Annotated in this window: 17 protein-coding genes; 4 read left to right on the forward strand and 13 right to left on the reverse strand. The window is 38.1% G+C overall.

What is annotated here, in order from left to right; translation table 11 throughout:
• Window positions 1–418: 418 nt before the first annotated feature.
• Both FLAVO9AF_RS10555 and FLAVO9AF_RS10560 read right to left on the reverse strand, forming a co-directional pair.
• A complete protein-coding gene (locus FLAVO9AF_RS10555; RefSeq protein ID WP_159688169.1) occupies window positions 419–1,507 on the reverse strand; it encodes an HmuY family protein in 1,089 nt (362 codons plus the stop codon).
• A 16-nt stretch (window positions 1,508–1,523) separates the two neighbouring features.
• Entirely contained in the window at window positions 1,524–3,641 is a 2,118-nt protein-coding gene (locus FLAVO9AF_RS10560) for a TonB-dependent siderophore receptor (RefSeq protein ID WP_159688171.1), read from the reverse strand.
• A gap of 110 nt (window positions 3,642–3,751) precedes the next feature.
• Between FLAVO9AF_RS10560 and FLAVO9AF_RS10565 the strand changes: the two genes are divergently transcribed.
• Window positions 3,752–4,666 carry a DUF6607 family protein gene (locus tag FLAVO9AF_RS10565; RefSeq protein ID WP_159688173.1) on the forward strand — a complete coding sequence of 305 codons (915 nt, stop codon included), beginning with the start codon at window positions 3,752–3,754 and terminating at the stop codon, window positions 4,664–4,666.
• A gap of 11 nt (window positions 4,667–4,677) precedes the next feature.
• Window positions 4,678–5,022 (forward strand): DUF6686 family protein, encoded by a 345-nt coding sequence (locus FLAVO9AF_RS10570; RefSeq protein WP_159688175.1) that lies wholly within the window; start codon window positions 4,678–4,680, stop codon window positions 5,020–5,022.
• A 56-nt stretch (window positions 5,023–5,078) separates the two neighbouring features.
• Here the strand turns inward: FLAVO9AF_RS10570 and FLAVO9AF_RS10575 are convergent, their stop codons facing one another.
• From FLAVO9AF_RS10575 to FLAVO9AF_RS10605, 7 genes are all read right to left on the reverse strand, one after another.
• Entirely contained in the window at window positions 5,079–5,579 is a 501-nt protein-coding gene (locus FLAVO9AF_RS10575; protein WP_159688177.1) for a GNAT family N-acetyltransferase, read from the reverse strand.
• A gap of 387 nt (window positions 5,580–5,966) precedes the next feature.
• Window positions 5,967–6,371: a hypothetical protein gene (locus FLAVO9AF_RS10580; RefSeq protein ID WP_159688179.1), complete on the reverse strand. Its 405-nt coding sequence runs from the start codon at window positions 6,369–6,371 to the stop codon at window positions 5,967–5,969.
• Window positions 6,372–6,502: 131 nt separating this feature from the next.
• The gene (locus FLAVO9AF_RS10585) at window positions 6,503–7,777 is read right to left on the reverse strand and encodes an alpha/beta fold hydrolase (RefSeq protein ID WP_159688181.1); all 1,275 of its coding nucleotides are present in this window, start codon (window positions 7,775–7,777) and stop codon (window positions 6,503–6,505) included.
• Between the two features lie 114 nt (window positions 7,778–7,891).
• Entirely contained in the window at window positions 7,892–8,470 is a 579-nt protein-coding gene (locus FLAVO9AF_RS10590) for a hypothetical protein (protein WP_236552312.1), read from the reverse strand.
• 27 nt (window positions 8,471–8,497) lie between these two features.
• Window positions 8,498–9,559, reverse strand: a complete 1,062-nt coding sequence (locus FLAVO9AF_RS10595) for a tetratricopeptide repeat protein (protein WP_159688185.1) — start codon at window positions 9,557–9,559, stop codon at window positions 8,498–8,500.
• 406 nt (window positions 9,560–9,965) lie between these two features.
• Window positions 9,966–12,224 (reverse strand): TonB-dependent receptor, encoded by a 2,259-nt coding sequence (locus tag FLAVO9AF_RS10600; RefSeq protein ID WP_159688186.1) that lies wholly within the window; start codon window positions 12,222–12,224, stop codon window positions 9,966–9,968.
• A 110-nt stretch (window positions 12,225–12,334) separates the two neighbouring features.
• On the reverse strand, window positions 12,335–12,808 hold the full coding sequence (locus FLAVO9AF_RS10605) for a hypothetical protein (RefSeq protein ID WP_159688189.1): 474 nt from the start codon (window positions 12,806–12,808) through the stop codon (window positions 12,335–12,337).
• 221 nt (window positions 12,809–13,029) lie between these two features.
• Here FLAVO9AF_RS10605 and FLAVO9AF_RS10610 point away from each other — a divergent pair, with 221 nt between their 5' ends.
• Together FLAVO9AF_RS10610 and FLAVO9AF_RS10615 are read left to right on the forward strand one after the other, a co-directional pair.
• Complete coding sequence (locus FLAVO9AF_RS10610; RefSeq protein WP_159688191.1) at window positions 13,030–14,910, forward strand: Nramp family divalent metal transporter; 1,881 nt, start codon at window positions 13,030–13,032, stop codon at window positions 14,908–14,910.
• 55 nt (window positions 14,911–14,965) lie between these two features.
• Entirely contained in the window at window positions 14,966–15,619 is a 654-nt protein-coding gene (locus FLAVO9AF_RS10615) for a metal-dependent transcriptional regulator (protein ID WP_159691052.1), read from the forward strand.
• On the opposite strand, the gene FLAVO9AF_RS10620 is transcribed toward FLAVO9AF_RS10615, so the two are convergent.
• The 4 genes from FLAVO9AF_RS10620 to FLAVO9AF_RS10635 all read right to left on the reverse strand — a co-directional run bounded on the left by FLAVO9AF_RS10620 (window position 15,616) and on the right by FLAVO9AF_RS10635 (window position 18,700).
• Window positions 15,616–15,945: a hypothetical protein gene (locus tag FLAVO9AF_RS10620; protein WP_064715400.1), complete on the reverse strand. Its 330-nt coding sequence runs from the start codon at window positions 15,943–15,945 to the stop codon at window positions 15,616–15,618. The two genes, FLAVO9AF_RS10615 and FLAVO9AF_RS10620, sit on opposite strands and share 4 nt — an antisense overlap.
• Window positions 15,930–16,160 (reverse strand): hypothetical protein, encoded by a 231-nt coding sequence (locus FLAVO9AF_RS10625; RefSeq protein ID WP_159688194.1) that lies wholly within the window; start codon window positions 16,158–16,160, stop codon window positions 15,930–15,932. Before FLAVO9AF_RS10625 ends, FLAVO9AF_RS10620 begins: the two co-directional genes overlap by 16 nt.
• Window positions 16,161–16,299: 139 nt before the next feature.
• The gene (locus FLAVO9AF_RS10630; RefSeq protein ID WP_159688197.1) at window positions 16,300–16,425 is read right to left on the reverse strand and encodes a FeoB-associated Cys-rich membrane protein; all 126 of its coding nucleotides are present in this window, start codon (window positions 16,423–16,425) and stop codon (window positions 16,300–16,302) included.
• Window positions 16,426–16,462: 37 nt separating this feature from the next.
• Window positions 16,463–18,700, reverse strand: coding sequence for a TonB-dependent receptor domain-containing protein (locus FLAVO9AF_RS10635; protein WP_159688199.1), 2,238 nt, complete (start codon window positions 18,698–18,700; stop codon window positions 16,463–16,465).
• Window positions 18,701–18,775 lie beyond the last annotated feature (75 nt).

Raw genomic sequence — 18,775 nt, forward strand, 5'->3', positions numbered from 1 at the left:
GCGTGATAGAATTCGACAAAAACACACCCCCAGCCCCTATAACTCCCTATTTTATTTATTTATCGGAGTCGTTGAATCTTCGATTTCAAGAGGGGAGCAGTGCACCCAAAAATTTGGAATTTGGGATTTTAAAAATTGAGATTTTCTCGTTCTAACGTTCCTAGCCCTGATGGGAGTGGAAATCCTCTGGCTCGGGTGGCTATTTTTGGGCAGGACGGAAAGAGCGACTAAAAGAAGCTACTTTGCGACCTAGCCCAAAAAGCCACGCGAGGCGGAGATTACAACGGACAGCAGGATTAGCTCCTAAAAAAACAATTCCAACGCTTTATAAGACGATATCCCAAAACACAAAAGGCCGCCGAAGCAACCTTTTGACTAACAACAACAAAATAAAAAAACTAACTACAATTTTAGACAGTTATTGTAATTTGGCATACTCGAACGTAGGATTTCCTCTTAGTCCCGCTTCGTTACTCATCGCGAGGAAACGCACTTTGTAGTAGTTGGAAGCGGCATCTTTGACCACATAAAAACGGTCGGTTCTCACGCTCGGCAAGGTAGTTGGTCCGCCACCGCTTCTCCAGTTAGCACCTATCACTCTTTGGTCGGTTTTGGAGGTTGTAAATTTATCTTCGACTACTTTTGCTAAGGTAAAATCAGCATAGCTACCACCATCGGCAACCAAAACTTGGTAGGCTTGTGTGCCGCCCAATCTGTTGGTCACGATAAAATCGGAATAGCCATAGGTTACCTCAGCGGTTCCTGTGGGCAAATAATTGGTAAAAGGCGTAAAATTCAAATCCCACTTGGTTTTTTGTGGCTCAACCGTTACTGTTTTGCCTTCGGACAGACTGAAAAATGTAAAATTGAAATTACTGTCTTTGGCAATGGTTTTTTCTGTAAAAGTAGTGGCACTCAAGTCCGCATATTGGATTTTGTAGCCGTTTCCGTTGCGTAGAATTCTGATTTTTTTCCAGCCTCTCGCTTCGCCATCAAGACTCACCGAGCCAACGCCTGCCGTGGCGGTCGAAACTGCAAAACCTAGATTGACTAAGTAGACTTTGTTCTCAGCATCGTTGGCAGCAACCGCGGCGATGGCCGTTCCCACTCCTGCTCCAGCTCCTTCTAAAACACCCGTTGGATTATCGACAAAACCATTGCTGGCCAAAGTTGTTCCTCCGCCAACTGCCACAGCAGCATCTGCGGTTTGAGGCAAGGTAATATCAGTAGTTTCTAGTTTTTTTACGGCCATTTTTAACGCTCCGTTGAGGATTACTCGGTATTCTGCACCCGTTGAAAATCCGAAATCCCAAGACCCTCTCGGAATCGCATCGGTTTTACTGGTGCTCAAATCTGCATAGACTTGATTCGGTTGATTTGGCCCACCCACTGCGGGTTGCAAAATCGCTCCTAAAGAAGGAATTTCTGGTTTGTTTCCCTCGTCATCGTTGGAACAAGAGCTCAAAGTAGCTAAGGCTAAGGCTAAAATTAAAAAGGTTTTTTTCATAACAATTTGATTTATATTAAAGATTAAGGTTATAGGTCAGTTTTACAAAAAAGGAACGTCCGTAAGCCAGCATTACTTGGTTGGACGTGGCGTGTCCTGCGCCTTCTCCGGTTCTAGTTTGATTGATATTTTTGATGTCGAACAAGTTTCTCGCGCCTATAGTCGTTTCGAGTGTATTGCTGAAAAAATTCTTCTGAATGGTCGCGTCCAACCAATGGCTGTCGTCTATTTCGGAAATCACATACGCAGCACTACTTTCTATGAATTGCTGGGTTTTTCCGCTGTATTTGTAGTAGGCCGAAACAATCGTTTTCCATTTGGGTAGAGTATACGATACGCTAGTATTGGCATTGAAGGTGTACAAAAACCGGTCATCTGACACAAAAACTTGATTGTCGATTTTTTGGGAAACACCTACCAAAGAAGCCCCCAAATTGAACAGCCAATTCTTACCCTTGAACTGATTCGTGGTCGCAACATTCCACATTTGATAGCGGCTGATGTTGATGTATTCGTATTCTGGATTACCTGTCTCGGCATTGAATCGCGCCAATGCCATATCGATGCGGTCATTGACTTTGAGATAATTGGCGGTAAACGTATGCGCTACTTGCAATCCTGAGTCGAAAAATGCCGTTTTCTTCGCGCTCATTTCATAAGACCAACTAGTTTCTGGAATCAAATTTTCATTGCCCGTAAAATGATGCCCATCAAAAATTTGTTTGGTGTACAATTCTTCGAATGTTGGGGTTCTGAAAGATTGCCCTAAAGAAGTGCGCAGTTCTATTCCTTTTAGCAACAAATAACGCAAGCCCAAGGAAGTCGCATATTGGTTGTCGAATTGCGATTGCAACGAATAACGAACTCCGGGACGAATAGAAAAAGAAGGCGTAGCTTTGATTTCTGAACTCATAAACCAATCGTAATTGTTCAAGCGTTTCGCTATCGGAACAAAAAGATTGTTGCCTTCTTGCACCAAAGAATAGCCCAAATTACTCACCACTTCATAGCCCAATTGCACATCTATTTTCTTACTTTTGAAAAAATTACTAAGCGTTCCAGTGCTATACAACACTTCCATCGCTTGGTCTTTTTGTCTCACGGATTCATTTTCTTGCTGTGTAAATAGATAGTACCTAAAGTTTTCAGTATCACGTTGTTGTTTTTGATGCGAAAGCGAAACGGTATAACTCATTCCGTTTTCTAGTTTTCCAGAAGCATTCCAATTGTGGAAAAATCGTTGTGTCCAATACCTTTTGTCCATAGCATAGCGGTAAGAACCAAGCGTTGGTGAATAGCCCGACTGCACCGTGCTGTTGTAAAAATCGACACGTTCGTTGAGCCATTGGAACTTATAAAACATTCGAAAAGCGTTTTTTTGGTAGCCCAACATCGTGGTAGCATTCCATTGTTCTTTGGGCAACCAGCGATAGCCGCGCGTGGCATCATTTTCGAAATAATCCTTCCCTTTTTTGCCATCCAAAAAACCCTGAAAATCATTCCGATTCAGCGATGCATTAAAAAACCATCTTTCGTTGGGTGCATAAGAAAGTGCTAAAGCCTGAATATGGCGTCCCTTGTCAAAAAGTGAGAATTCGTTGTGTACCGATTCTTCTTGGGTTGTGGCGCGCAAACTCCATTTGTAGCGCGAACCTTTTTTGGTAATAATGTTGAGCACACCGCTTACGGCATTGGCACCGTGCGTCACGCCCATCGAACCTTCAATGATTTCGATTTGTTCGATGTCGTCCAAGTTAATCTGAGACAAATCGGCGTTATTCCCCAAACCCGCCTCTCCGATTAATGGAATGTTGTCGACTAATATTTTGAAATATTGTCCGTCTAAACCAAATAAAGAAACGGTAGAACGCCCATCGGAACTGCTAGGTCTTACGGTAATGTTCAAATATTGATTCAAGGCATCGGCCAAGTTATTCGCCGCTAAATTTTTGATATCCTGACTCGAAATCACCCGAACATTGAAAACCGATTTTCTCAAAGACTGGGGTTCTATTTGTCCAGTCACCACAATTTCTTGCAGCGGATTAGCCTGAAGCGAATCTTGCACCTTTTGCTGGGAATAGCCTGTAAATACTGGCAATAACAAGATAATAACCGCTATACTCTTTTTCATTATTTAGAATTAATCTTAATTATTTTCGGCAAATATATATTTTATTTTTATTTATTCTAAATTAATATAGTATTTTTGTCCGCATAATTTTAACCCTTACTAATTAAAAAATGAAAACAAAATCAATGCTTATCCTAGGTGCACTTGCACTAAGTACGACTCTAAGTTTTGGACAAAATGCCAAGAAAAAAGAAGACATCAAGGCCATACAAGCGATTTGTGGTTGTTATGAAGTACAATTCAATTTTACCGAAACCTTTGACTATCCAAAAGATAGCGCTAGTTACAAACCGTCTAAAACCAAACACGAGACAGCTTTGGAATGGGTAGAATTGGTAGAAAACACGCCTAACAAATTGGTTTTGCAACACCTCCTCATTACGGGTAACAAAGAAGAAGACATTGTAAAACACTGGCGACAAGACTGGCTCTATGAAAACACCGATTTGTTGCAGTTTCACAAAGACCTCACTTGGAAATACAAAAAGTTAGACCCTAAAACCGTAAAAGGGCAATGGACACAGAAAGTGTACCAAGTAGACGACAGTCCAAGATACGAAGGCTCTGCTTCTTGGGCCACAGTAGATGGCGTGACATCTTGGAAAAATACAACCGATGCGCCTTTGCCAAGAAGAGAACACACACAACGTAACGATTACAATGTTTTGAAAAGAAGAAACATACACGAAATCACTCCAAAAGGATGGATACACGAACAAGACAACGACAAATTGATTCGTACAGAAGGAGGTTCGGATGTGCTTTTGGCACAAGAAAAAGGAATGGATATTTACACCAAAGTACCAGACGAAAAATGCCAATTGGCACAAAAATGGTGGGCAAAAAACAAAGACCTTTGGGCAAAAGTACGCAACGAATGGGCAAAAGTTTACGGGCAAAACAAAGACCTAAACTTGGAGAAAAAAGTAGATAAGAAATCATTATTCAGTATCCTATTCGATTTAAAACCCGATGCTTCAAAAGAAGAAGTAGCCAAAATCATTAACGCATTTGTAATTCGCTAAAACCAAAAACGATGTGCACCCTAAACATTTTAAATAGAACTAATAACGGACTGTTATTTTATTGTACGCATAGTTCGCTGTACAATCTTTCGTTTAACAATTTGACCTTCAACTTTGATGCGGTGGAATTTGACAGATTTAGGGTGTACCTCAACTCCATAGACAGTGCATACTGGGAAAAGGAATACGAAAATTCCATTTATGAAAAGAAAATCCCCATTCCAACCCTGCAAAACAACTTCATCATTTTGCTGAATCGCTACGAATTGGAGGAACTCAAAATACTAGTCGATTTTAGTCATCGGGCTCGTTTGTTGGCCCCTGAGGAAATCAACTATAAAATGATTTACAATTAAAACCAAAAAGTCCAGCAACCATAAACGATTGCTGGACTTTTTTATGTAGTTTCATCCTATTTCAACAACTTCTCAAAGGCCTTTCGTGGCGCACCGCGAACCACAATCTCACCACAATAAGTATAACCCAATTTTTCGAGAATTTTCAACATCGGAAAGTTATCGAAATTGGTATCTACTTTGATGCTAAACACGTTTTTAGAAATACTCAACGCCTCAATTTTCTCAAACAAAAGTGTGGCAATTCCCTTTCCTTTGTACTCAGGTGCGGTAGCCACACGATGCACGACCACATAATCCGAATGGCTCAACCACTCGCCTTGCAGGTCGTTGTAGGTCGGTTCCTCCCCAAAAATAATGGCTGCATAAGCTACCACCACCTCATTTTCGACCAATACGTGGGAGTATCCTTTAACAAAATCATTGGTCACCGTTTCCAAATTCGGATAACCGTCTTGCCACTGTGTGCTACCGTCTTCTTTGCGTTGGGCAATCGCTGCTTGCAAAATATCCCAAATCACAGGAATATCCGCCAGACTTGCTGTTTTAAAAATCATATCTTGCGCATTTGAACCGTAAAAATAACTTTTATCCCCAAAAAAAAATGCTTTTTTACACTAGTTTGAGGAGCACCACTAACCTGCTCACCACACGAGTCGTCCTGCTGTACGCTATATCTTGCTTGCCGAACCCCGTCAAGCAAGGATGCCGCTCCCATCAGGGCTAGACGAGAACGTTTCGTTTTCAGAATATAAAAAATGATTGGTAATCTCTAGAATTCCCTTTATAGAGAGAGAGAAAATAATTATAGAAAATAGAGGGGCTTTAGCCAAAACTAGTGTAGATTTTGGCTAAAGCCCCAAACTGAACTAACATTAATGAATGGGCTAAAGCCCATTCCTATTCAATTATTTGAAAAACAAAAAACAGGAATTGAACTAGATTTATAAATCCTTAACCCCTACTTGCTTCATTATTTTGCGCGCTTCTTTAAATTCTTGTGGTGTTTTCACCTCCACCAAATCGCGTTTTTTTCCATTATTGAGTACAATGGCCAAGCGTTTTTTTCCAAAAAAGGAATATTCCCTTAGCCCTTTAATCGTGTTCACTGGAATTTTTTCTAAAGTCGTATTCTTCGCCGTCAAATTATACAACACCACTACCGATACCAATCCCAGAAAAATCCAAACCAATTGCATAAAACCCATAGTGCTTATACTAAAAGTCGAAACATTCAGAACCGCGTTGAGTAAATTCAAAATCATCAAAAGCTTCAGCAAAAAATGATGATTTTTCAATCCGTCTTGAATGACTAGGGTTTGCTCTTGGGTGTTGTAGTGAAATTTCATTGTTGATACTTATTTTTTTAAATCCTGAAGAAGTTTTATAACTTCTTGTAATGGTTTCAAAAATACTATTTCTTATTGTTTAATTTTCGCTTTCAAACCTAAATCAATACGTTCCGCTGATAAAATTCAACTTATTCAGCCACAATAAAATCTTTAATGTCTTTTATTACTTTCGTATCAACAGTGCCCTTAATTCCATATTCCTGAGGATTAGATGGGCTTGTCCCAGTCATAAATAAATGATTGAGTCTAGGATAACTGATACATTTTGCCTTCTTCTTGTGTTTCACACTAGACTTCCAAAGTTCAAAATCCTTCATCGTGACTTGATAATCCCTTTCGCCTTGTACAATCAACGTTGGAATGCTTACTTTTTGAATGTCTTTCAACGGTTTGTAGTCCAAGATTGATTTCCAATACGGAGCGGATAAGCCTAACGGAAGATTATCTTTTAAAGTAGTTAAATTGAATGATTTTGAATGCAAATTTGCAATTTGTTGGTTTATTTTTTCCTTTTCAACTTTCATCTCGTTTGATGGATTGAGTGTGTATAGATAATCGAATTGCTCTTGAATCAATACATCCAATGGTCTTGCATTACCCGCCAATAGAATGATTTTTGAGATTTGGTTGGAACGATTTGCAATTCGGGGCAATAAAAAAGCACCCAAACTGTGTCCCAAAACTATAATCTCATAGTCTGAAAATTGTGTATCATTTTTAAAATGCTTAATACTATTTAAAACGTCATTGGTAACTTCATCATCTATGGTACTTTTATCCGAAAAACTTTCAGGATTAGAATACGTTCTTTTATCAAAACGATAAGAAGCTATCCCATTCGCAAAAAGACTTTCTGCAATATCTTTGAAGGGTTTGTTCTCAAAAACGGTTTCGTCTCTATCGTTGGGTCCCGAACCGTGCACAAAAAGGACTAACTTTTTTAGATTTCCGCTTTCGGGAATCAGAAGCGTCCCTTTCAAATCAATGCCATTGCTCTTTATAGTATACTCTTTCCCCAATGACTGCTGCGTTTTGAATTCTTTATGAGGCACAAAAAAGAAACCAATGATTTTACTTTTCTCATTAAAGGCTATTCTTATATCTAATTTAAATTTTTCGAAATCTGCATAATACAAATAGGTTTCGTTTTCGTTAGTGGTTTCAATCACCGACTTAAACTTGCCTAATTGCATTTCTAGCTTTTCTACTGTCTCTTTTAAAAGCGGTTCAGCGATTTTGCTTTTTACCGATTCATCAAAAAAAGTATAGGCCTGGGCATAGTTTTTTTCGACCAATAAAGAGCTTATAAAATCATTCCCAAGCGACAGGTTAGTACCTTGAGTATAAGACACAAGGGGTAATAAAGTAAAAAGTAAAAAACAAAAGGATAGGATTCTTTTCATAGGGTGGTTTGGTATTCGTTTATGTTTTGCATTAGGCTTAGGAAAAAGATTTTTAAACCTACTTTCGCAGTTTCCTTGGAGAACTGTTACGGTAGCTCCTAGGTGACATTGATATTATAAAGGCGATATTGTATTTATGATAAGCATTCCATTTCCTATTCTCTCTTTCACTTGAGGTAAATCATCGAATTCTTTTCCTTGATAATCTTTATGAGTCAGTAATCGAAAATACTTAATAGAGCCATTCTCGAATTTAACTTTTGAAATCTCAGAATCATTAATTTGTATGTTATTTATAACTAAATAGTCAATTTTGGGACTTAAGTTTTTTTGGATAAGTAAATCATCTAATGAAATAAAACTATTGTTTTTATTTTTTCGAACAATTTCTATTACTTTGATAGATTTATTTTGATTTACACTTAAGATATTTTTTATATCCAAATATGTATTAGATAAATCAATTGGTTTAGTATCTAAAGTAATTGAATATCCTTTTTGTTGCAATTCTGATAATTCAAATTGAGAGAAATCGATTTTATTTGTCGAACAAGACATAAACATTCCAATAAATACAATTATGATTTTCTTCATTTCATCAGATTTGGGGCTAAAGTAAGATTTATATTTCTGTGAGCGAAGAACTTCAAAATACATAAGGAACTTTTCATTCAGCCTTTTATCTAAAACCATCTTATGGCTATTAGCTGAAGTGCATATTTACTGTTTTTTCCAATTATAATTTTTAGACCAATCATAAAATCTATCCTGTTTATCTTGATTTTTTTTGTACCATTTTGAAACATCTTCGCTACTTGAATCAACAAAAACAATGTATGCAAATGGTTCAATTAACTTTTTATTTTTCATTTCGATGAAATAAGGTGCAAGAAATTCCCAATAGAAACCAAAATTATCCTTTTTATATTCTTCTAATGAAGAACAAATAGTTTCAAATTTTCTAATAAATTTCTCAACGTCAGTTTTATTCTTATTTTTTTTATCGAAATCTTGAGAAGCATCCATAGACAAAATTAAATCTGTCATTGAGAAATTATTTTCCTTCTTTTTTCCTGTATCGGTAGAATCGTTAAGCATATTTGAATCTATTTTAATCGAAACAGATTTTTTTGTTGTTTCTGTCACACCTTGCATAAGCAATTTTTGCATATATTGAAAATTCTTTTTTGATCTTGCCGTCTGAGGCTCAATAATAAAAAATCTTGAAAAAGCTAAAATTGAAGGAATTCTATTTTGCTCCATTTCAAGGATTCCTATTGCATTTAACGAACCTGCGTGCTTAGGATTAATCGAAATAGACTTTTTAAAACAATTAATGGCATCATCATATCTCTTAATACTTGAATAAGTAATTCCTTTGTTAAAATGTAACTGATAATAATTAGGAAATAACTTTATTCCTTCGCTATAAACTTCCAAAGATTCATCTGTTTTTTTTAAATGATCTAAAGCATTTCCATAGCTCACATATACGTTTTTTACATCTTCTCCAGGGTGCATTTTAATGGCTTGTTTGCATATCTCAATTGCATCATCATATTTTTCCAATGAAATTAGTGAAAATGCTTTTTCAGATAAAGCTAATAAATTGTCTTTATCTAGTTCTAATGCTTTATTATACTTATTAATTGCTCCTGAATAATCTCCTTTATCGTGATATGAAACTCCTTCAGCCACTAATTTTTCAGCTTCAATTTTATTTTGTGCAAAACTCGATAGGTTTGATATCAATAATAAAAATAATAAAGATGTCTTTTTCATAAAATAGGTTGGGTTTTAATTGTTTTTTTCTGCATTTCAGGTAAACAGTTAATAATTCTTACAAAAATCAGATTTTATTCCCTCAAATATATACAATTTTCACTACAACGCTTTCTATTTCAGTTTGGAGTTTGGGATTTATAGTTTGTTGTTTTGATTTCAAAGTCACGGGATTGGAATTTAAAAAACACACCCCCAGCCCCTCTCTAGAGGGGAGCGGTCCCTGCAATGATTGGAATTTGTCCTTCAAGTACGCACAGGGTGACACTTTTGGGATTTGGAATTTGGTACTTAAAAATTGAAATTATATTGCGCTAACGTTCCTAGCCCTGATGGGAACGGCATCCTGTGGCTCCGGGGTTCGGAGACACAGATACAGTGGACAGCAGGGAGCAGCTCCTAAACATTAATCCAAATGCCATCGCAAGCCCACAAAAGCGCGGATGCCTTGGTTGGGTCCGTAGGCATAGGTCGGGTCGAAAGTGAGTGCATAGGGATTGTCCAGAGTGGGTTGTGCAACGCCGTTGCTATCGAAGGTGACTTGTTTGTCGAAAGGGTCATTGGCACGCGCAATCAGGAAGGGATTTCCGCGATTGGGTGTCCAATTCAGGAGGTTTTTGACGCCGCCAAACAACTCCATGTTGTGGAATTTCTTGTAGGTGATTTGGATGTTTTGAATGCTGTACGGCAAGGAATACTCACGACGCGGATCGAGTGGTGACAACAAGGGCAAACGCATACTGCCTGTATAACTTCCGGTATAATCCAAACTAAGGAACCAGTTGGGGATTTCGTAGCTCAAGGCCCAAGACAAACTGACTTTTTCGGTAAACAGAGGCACAAAACGACGGCCTTCTTGCTCAGTCAACGGATTGAAATAACTGCCGCCCAAAGTGCCTTTTAACCCAAACGGACTGACCCAATCCAAGGAAATACTACTTCCGAAAATTCTAGAAAAACCATCGAGATTGGCATAAATGATTTGGTTGGGATTCGTATCATAATCGGCAATGATGCGGTTTTTGAAATGGGTGTACCAAGTTGAAGCTTCGAGGGTGAGCACGCCCGCGGTGTTGGTATCGAATTTCTTCAGGTAATTCAGGTTGGCGGTATACGAAGTTTCGGGGTCTAAATCGCCTTTGAGCACCACTTCTCGAGCTCCTGAAAGCGCTTGATGATCTTCGGTAAACAAATTCACCACTCGGAATCCCGTTCCCAAATTGAGTCGCAAAATATCGGTGGCGGTGGGTTTCCATTTCAAGGCGAGACGAGGCGTGACAATCGAGCCGTGCGCTGGGTGGTAATCGTAACGCGCGCCTAGCAGCAAACCCATTTGCTTAGAAAGTCGGATGTCGTCTTGGAGAAATCCACTGTAAATAGCGGTTTGAGAGGAAGTGGCCGTAGCGGGCGTGTTGTCATTATACCAAGTAAAGCGCGCACCTGCACCGAACAAAAGCGAATGATTTTTGAGCTCTTTATCCCAAAGGTATTGCCCAAACGCAATTTTTTGGTTCGCCAAAAAAACGGAAGTACCATAGACCGAGTTTTGATCGTGGCCCACCATCGAAAATTGCAGGCTCATTTTTTCATCCAGAGGCAATTGGTACTTGCCTAAGATTTCGTAGCGTGAAGTGTAAATGCTTTCGCCGTAAACTTGATCGCCGCCGCGAAAGCTGGAATTCCACTGCATTTCGCCACCCCAACGGTCTTCATACAAATAACGAGCGACGAGGCTCATTTCTTTTTTGGAACGGCGCTCAAAATGCCAACGGCTAAAAAAGGAAACTCTTTTCTGCAAAGAAATATCCGTAAAATTGTCGCCATTATTATCGACTAGATGGTCATTATAAAACGTGCTGAGTCCAAAAAGGGCATTGGCATTTTTACCAATATTGGTACGATAACCCAAATCGAGACTGTTTTCTAACCAAGAAGTGGTCATCAAGTCAGCGGTAAATTGAGGGGCGTTTTGTGGTTTTTTGGTAATGATATTGATTAATCCTCCTACTGCCTCGCTCCCATACAAACTCGAAGCGGCGCCTTTGATGATTTCGATTTTGTCGATCATCGCATTCGGAATCCCAGACAAACCATACACCGTTCCCAAAGCACTCACTATGGGCATTCCATCGATGGTGACCATCGTGTAAGGGCCGTCCAACCCATTTATGCGAATATCGCCGGTGTTGCAAACATTGCAATTGTTCTGTGGACGTAAACCGTTGACGTTTTGCAAGCCTTCAAAAACAGAAGCGGTGGGATTTTGTTTCAAAAAAGTGGTTGAAATGATTTCTACCGGCACAGGATTTTCCAAACGGCGTACGGCTTTCATTGTACCCGAAACGACTACTTCGTCGAGCAGTTGTTCGTTGGTCACCACATTTATTTTTAGTAAATGCTTAAAATCCGTACTGCTAATGGACTGCTGATGGGTTTTGATTCCGATAGCAGTAACGTGAAGCGTGTAGCGTTGTAGCGGCAATTGTGAGATTTCAAAAAAGCCCAAACTATCAGTTTGAGTCCCAAAAGCAGTGCCTATAATTTCGACCTGCGCTTGTGGTACGGGTTGATTTTCGGAGATGACTTGTCCGCGAAGGGTAGCTTTTTCTTGTGCCAAAGCAAGAGATAACGAAAAGAAAAACAAATAGCTATATAATAATTTCATTAGAGTAAATAATATTTTAGACAAATCTAAAAAAATAAATACATACAAACGAAAAAAATCCAATATCGAACTTCAATACTGGATTTTAATATAATTTTATCTTGCTTAGCTTACAAATCTTCAAAAATTTGAACCGTCAAACCAGATTCTTGATCATAATCAATCTCCAAAGCTCCCGCTTCGAAAGTTATGCTGACATAATCGCCAGACCCAAGTGTATCTTCACGTTCTACTTTTATTCCAAGCAATGGTGTTTTGATGTTTTCAATCCATAAAGGCGCAGCAGCAACGTCAATTCTTTTTAAAGATAAGGTACCGTTAAATTGTTCATGTAGTTGTTGTTGCTCTTTTTCGAAATCATAATCGGTCACGATAGAAAATCCTGTATCGTCCTCATTGATTTTGAAAAACAATTTTTGTTCGTTCTCAAAATGCAATTCAACCGTATCAATAAATATGAATTTATTGTCCGGTTGTACCAAATTGACCCACAAATGATAAAATACTGCGGTTACTTTGCTACCTTTTTTAACTTGGGGTAAAAGGGAAACTTCTTGTGAACTAAAGGAATAACTACTACTCATAAAAAAGAAATGATTAAAAATAAACAGCTTACAAAATCAACTGTCGCTATTAAACGCGCAAAATTACGACAACTAAGATGAAAAAAAGAGGAATGGGCTATAATTCTTTTCGATTGAACTCTTATAAATTGACATTAAGCAGAGAAGCATTTAGACAAGTCTAAAAAAATATTTAAAGTGAACTTTTTTTGTATATATTTGGGTTTTAAAACACTATACAATTGAGTCATTCCTTAGAAGAAGTCAACCAATCAGTGACTACACAAAATAAAAAATCGAAGTTTAGAAAAATCTTGGCTTTTCTAGGCCCAGCTTATCTCGTAAGTGTAGGCTATATGGATCCTGGCAACTGGGCCACTGATATTGCTGGCGGAAGTCAATTTGGCTATTCCCTATTATGGGTATTGCTGATGAGTAATCTTATGGCGTTGCTATTGCAAAGTTTGAGTGCTCGTTTAGGGATTGTCACCCAACGCGATTTGGCACAAGCGTCCCGTGAAACGTATTCGCCTTTTGTGAATTACATTTTATATTTTTTGGCCGAAATTGCGATTGCTGCTTGTGATTTGGCCGAAGTACTCGGAATGGCGATTGGGATTAATTTGCTGTTTGACATTCCGTTGATTGAAGGCGTTTTGATTACAGTTTTGGATACTTTTTTACTCCTCTTCTTAATCAACAAAGGCATCCGAAAGATGGAGGCTTTTATCATAGTTTTGGTAGCCATCATAGGATTTTCGTTTGTATTCGAAATGTTTTTTGCCCAACCCGAAATGGACAAAGTGGTCTTAGGATTGATTCCTTCCATTCCAAATGAAGCTGCGCTTTATATTGCCATTGGAATTATTGGAGCCACGGTAATGCCTCACAATTTGTACTTGCATTCGTCTTTGGTGCAAACCCGAAAATTTGATCGCAGTCCGAAAGGCATTCGACAAGCCTTAAAATACAACCTTATCGACTCAACCATCGCACTGAACTTGGCTTTTTTTGTAAATGCAGCTATTTTGATTTTGGCTGCAGCGACCTTCTACAAAAACGGACTATTTGAGGTAGCCGAAATTCAAGATGCACACAAATTTTTAGCGCCAATTTTAGGTACCAAGTGGGCTTCTATCCTATTTGCCGTGGCTTTGATTGCTGCTGGACAAAGTTCAACAATTACGGGAACTTTAGCAGGCCAAATTGTAATGGAAGGCTATTTGAATTTACGCATTCAGCCTTGGGTACGACGCATTATTACCAGAATAATTGCCATAGTTCCAGCAGTAATTGTAATCTTGATTTATGGCGAAAGTGTCACAGGAAAACTACTTATTTTCAGTCAAGTGATTTTGAGTTTACAATTGGGTTTTGCCATTATTCCATTGATCCATTTTGTAAGCGATAAAAACAAAATGAATGGTTTCCATATCAATACGATAACAAAAATAGCCGCTTGGACTATAGCTTTGATTATTGTTTCGCTCAACGCCAAATTGGTTTTTGACGAGATTCAAGGTTGGTTAACGGAGTCTCAAAACCCAATGGTGTTATGGTTAACCGTAGTTCCTCTTGCCATCGGTTTCTTAATTTTACTACTTTATATTGTTATAAAACCATTCTTAGCTAAGACAAAATATACCATACAAAATCATTCACCACATAATATGGCCTTGCAATTCAATGCTACCGAGGCTCATCTCCCTCAAAAAATTGCTATTGCTGTCGATTTTTCTTTTGCCGATGAAACTGCCATTAACTACGCCTTTAATATGGGCGGAAAAGAGGCTAGATATACGCTGATTCATGTGGTAGAAACGGTAGGCGCTATGATGTACGGTAAACAAACCGACGATCACGAAACTACAATCGACGAAAAATTGTTATTAGAATACAAGGAAATGTTCCAAGAAAAAGGTTTCCATGTCAAAACCCTACTTGGTTTTGGGAAGCCCAACAAAGTACTTCCAAAATTGGTCAATAAAGGCAAATTCGATTTACTTATTATGGGTACGCATGGCCATACTGGATTTAAAGATTTACTATTAGGAACCACAATAGATCATTTGCGCCACAAGATTTCCATTCCATTAGTATTGATTAATAATGCTAAAAAATAAAACAACCCCGTTCTGGCTTTAAAAGCTGAAAGAGGTTAAAATTCCATTTCATATGATGACCCACTCCGAAGAAAATTACCTAAAAGCGATTTATCATTTGACCGTGCAGCTTGAAGCCGAAGTGCCTACGAACGCCATTGCCGAAATGATGGAAACCAAAGCTTCTTCGGTAACCGATATGCTTAAGAAATTGGCTGATAAAGCACTAATCAATTACATCAAATACCAAGGAGTTTCTTTAACTGAAAAAGGAATGCATGCTGCTAAAATGATTGTTCGCAAACACCGTTTGTGGGAAGTTTTTTTAGTCGAAAAATTGGCTTTTACTTGGGACGAAGTACACGACATCGCTGAGCAATTAGAACACATCAAATCCGAACAACTCATCAACAAACTCGATGATTTTTTGGGCAACCCTACCGAAGACCCACACGGAGATCCCATTCCAGACGCACAAGGAAAAATAACTAAAATAGAAAAGCTCCTGCTCTCGGAATTGGCCGAAAGCGAAACTGCTATTTGTGTGGGAGTAAAAGATTCCTCTGCCGATTTTCTGCAATACTTGAACAAACAAAAGATTGCTTTGGGAGCGGTTATCAAAGTATTGGGAAGAGAAAATTTTGATGCGTCTTTACATTTAATCATCAACGATACACCACTTACCGTATCGTCAAAAATTGCAGGAAACTTGTATGTGAAGCGGATTTAACTTAGCGTAAGTGAATTAGCTTCTTCCATATGATTATTAGTGATATACTGAACCAAATAACGCTGGTCTCTTTGGTCAAAAAAGACATACCAAGAAGTTTTGTTATTTAGCGAAACTACTATAAAGTAGCTTCCATATTGACTTAAAAATTTAGGCGTTTTGTAGTGTTGCCTTACATCAATATATTTTTCGATTTCATCTCGAAGCGCAATTACATATTTTTCTGCATTTTCTATATAACTGAAATACTCTTCAAAAAATAGAATCGTAATTAAATCAATCAAATAGTTTTCAAATGATGGAGTATAAACTATTCTTTTTTCCAAGGCAAAGTGCGTAAATGGGTTTGAACACGTTTGACCAATTCCTCTCCTGAAATACCCTCAGACCATTTTTTTTCAAAATTTTCTTCTTCAGATAAAGCGCCTACTTGCTCTAAAAAAAACTGCAAGGCTTTTCCGTGTTTTTGTAAATCTATCGTTACCGATTTTGCTTTACCCGAAACATCTCTTTTAAATTCAACACCTGAAATATTTTTCATTTGTAGATTATTTTAACTGTGATAGATGACATCATTTAAAGAAACATTCATCAGAATATTACCTATAAGACTGTGCTTCAAATCATTTGAATACAACACTGAGAATTGTATTGAACAAATGACATACAAATATAGGGATTTAACCACACCCACAATTCCCGTCTCCACAGTTTTTTTTGGACTTCTTTTTCCAGAAAAACTTTCGAACAAGGAAAACAATGGCTATGGCCAATAAGGAAAAAGCGATGATTTCTTGTACCAACATAGTAGGTTCATTTTAAAGAATTAAAGGTAGGCTTTATTTAAAATTTGGCACCAATACTAATGTAAAAAGTACGTCCATCATTAGGCAATACTCCTGGTCCAGGATAACCTCCAGCACGACGTGTAGCATAACTAACATTCGTAAGGTTATTGACTCCCGACTTGATATTGTAATTTCCTAAAAAATCGTATTTAATAGAGAAATCAAAGACGCTAAATCCTGCTAATGCTCCCGTTACACCGTTTGCAGTTGGCGTTTCGGTGTTGTTGGCATCGGTATAAATCTTACTGGTTCTTCGATTTTGAAACGTGGTAGAAATATTTTTGAAATCCCAACTAATACCAAAATTGTGGATGTAGCGTGGCGCATTCTCTACTTGCTTACCTGCTAAATTACTTTGCGTAATCACAATATTCGGAGCTGTTCCCGATACTTGAGTCAGTCTAAAATCAGAGTAAGTAGCATCTATAAAAGATAGCGTCGCAAAGAAGTTAATATCTCCTATGGCTTCATTTACCTGAAATGCTTTGGTCACGTTCACATTTACAAATCCTTCAAATCCTTTGTGGATGGTTTCTCCTAAATTGGTTCTAAATAAATAAGTGCTTTGCGTTGGGTCGTTGTTGGTAAATTGACGAATACTTCCCACTCTGTTTTGATACAGTAAATAAAAATAAGAAACATCGAAATTTACAAATCCAAAAAGAGCACCACGATACCCTAAATCCAAATTGTAGCCACTTCCATCTTTCAAATTGGGATCAATCACATCGGTGGTTGCAGATGGCGTCAAATCTGAGAATAAAACTGGGCGAAAGGCTTGCGAAAAATTAGCATAAAAGTTTGTTCTTTCCCATTTGTATTCTACTCCTAAACCAAACAAAGCTACATTTCGGGTAATGTCTTGCGTACTGGCCATCACATCATTTCCATTGGTGATATTAATTCTTCCTGCACTTGTAGAACGAATCGATTCGAAACGCACACCAGGAGTCACACTTAATCTTTGGGTAATTTTGAACTGATTTTCAGCAAAAGCGGCAAAATTGTCTGTGGTGAAATCTAAATCACGGTTGTAACGACCTTCAATACTCAAATCAAAATCAGAACCCGTTGTTCCTCTTCCTTGTTGCAAACGGTTCATATTGGCTTGGTACAAACGAATTCCAAAGGCTAATTTTTGTTCTTCTGTTCCTAGTGTGTACTTAAAAATACTTCTGGTTTCTAAACCAATATTTTTATAAAAATCACGATCTACCTGACGATTAGCATAAGCATTCGTTGCGGGATTAATTACGTCCTCAACATTTGGAGCTGCCAGAAAACCTACTGAATTTCTTTCGCCTACTAATCCAAAAAGTTTCGCATTAAAAGTCAGACGGTCACTGAATTGGGTATCCAAAATCAAAGCACCTACATTCCAAGGCGTACCAAACCAGTTACGACTGCGAAGAGATTGTTGCGGATTAGATTCAAACTGTGCATCTGTCAAACCTCCCGCTTGTTGCATATCATAATCCATATTGGTGTATTCAGCCGAAAGTTTGGTTTTCTCGTTGAACTTGTATGCAAAGTAAGCGTGGGTATTGCGCACCGCATAACGCCCATTTTCTCTCCAACCCTCCCCATTTCTGGAATGATTGTACACGTAATAGTCTATTTTTTTTGTGGTTCCACCAATGGCGTTATAGGAACTAAGTAAGCCATAGTTTCCCACCGTATTTTGCGTTTCGAAAGAGAAAGCCTTTTCAGTTTCGCGTTTCAATTCGTAGTTGAGCATACCACCAAACTGAGATCCAAATTGTAGTGAAGCGCCACCTCGAACCAACTGAATATTGGCTACTGCTTCCAATGGCGGGTTGTAATAGGCTTCTGGGTATCCAAATACATCCGAGGATATATCATAGCCATTCTGACGTGTATTCAATTCCCAGCTTCTGTTTGGACTCAACCCACGAACTCCCACATTGATTTGAATTCCAGACCCCTCATTTTCCCAAATCGAAACGCCAGGCACTTTCGCGAAAATTTCTCTTGCGTTGTTAGTCACCACATTTCCATTGGTATTTAATAATGAAATCACTTCGTTTTTCTTTCCAGAAAACAAACTATTGCCCTGCACTTCTTTCAAGCGCTCTACAGGTTGTTTTTTGTAATAAACAGTTACAGGATATAATTTTTTTACAGTGTCGTTTAAAGCAACATCATTAGTGTCTTGTTGTCCGAAAGCCAAACTACTTGTCACTAGTACAAGCGCAGAAAAGAATAATTTCATTTTTATTTAGATTAATTCTAGACTGCAAATGTAAGTTCGGATTCTTATTTAGACAAATTAAAAATTATTTTTAAC

This window comes from Flavobacterium sp. 9R (assembly GCF_902506345.1).
GTDB lineage: Bacteria > Bacteroidota > Bacteroidia > Flavobacteriales > Flavobacteriaceae > Flavobacterium.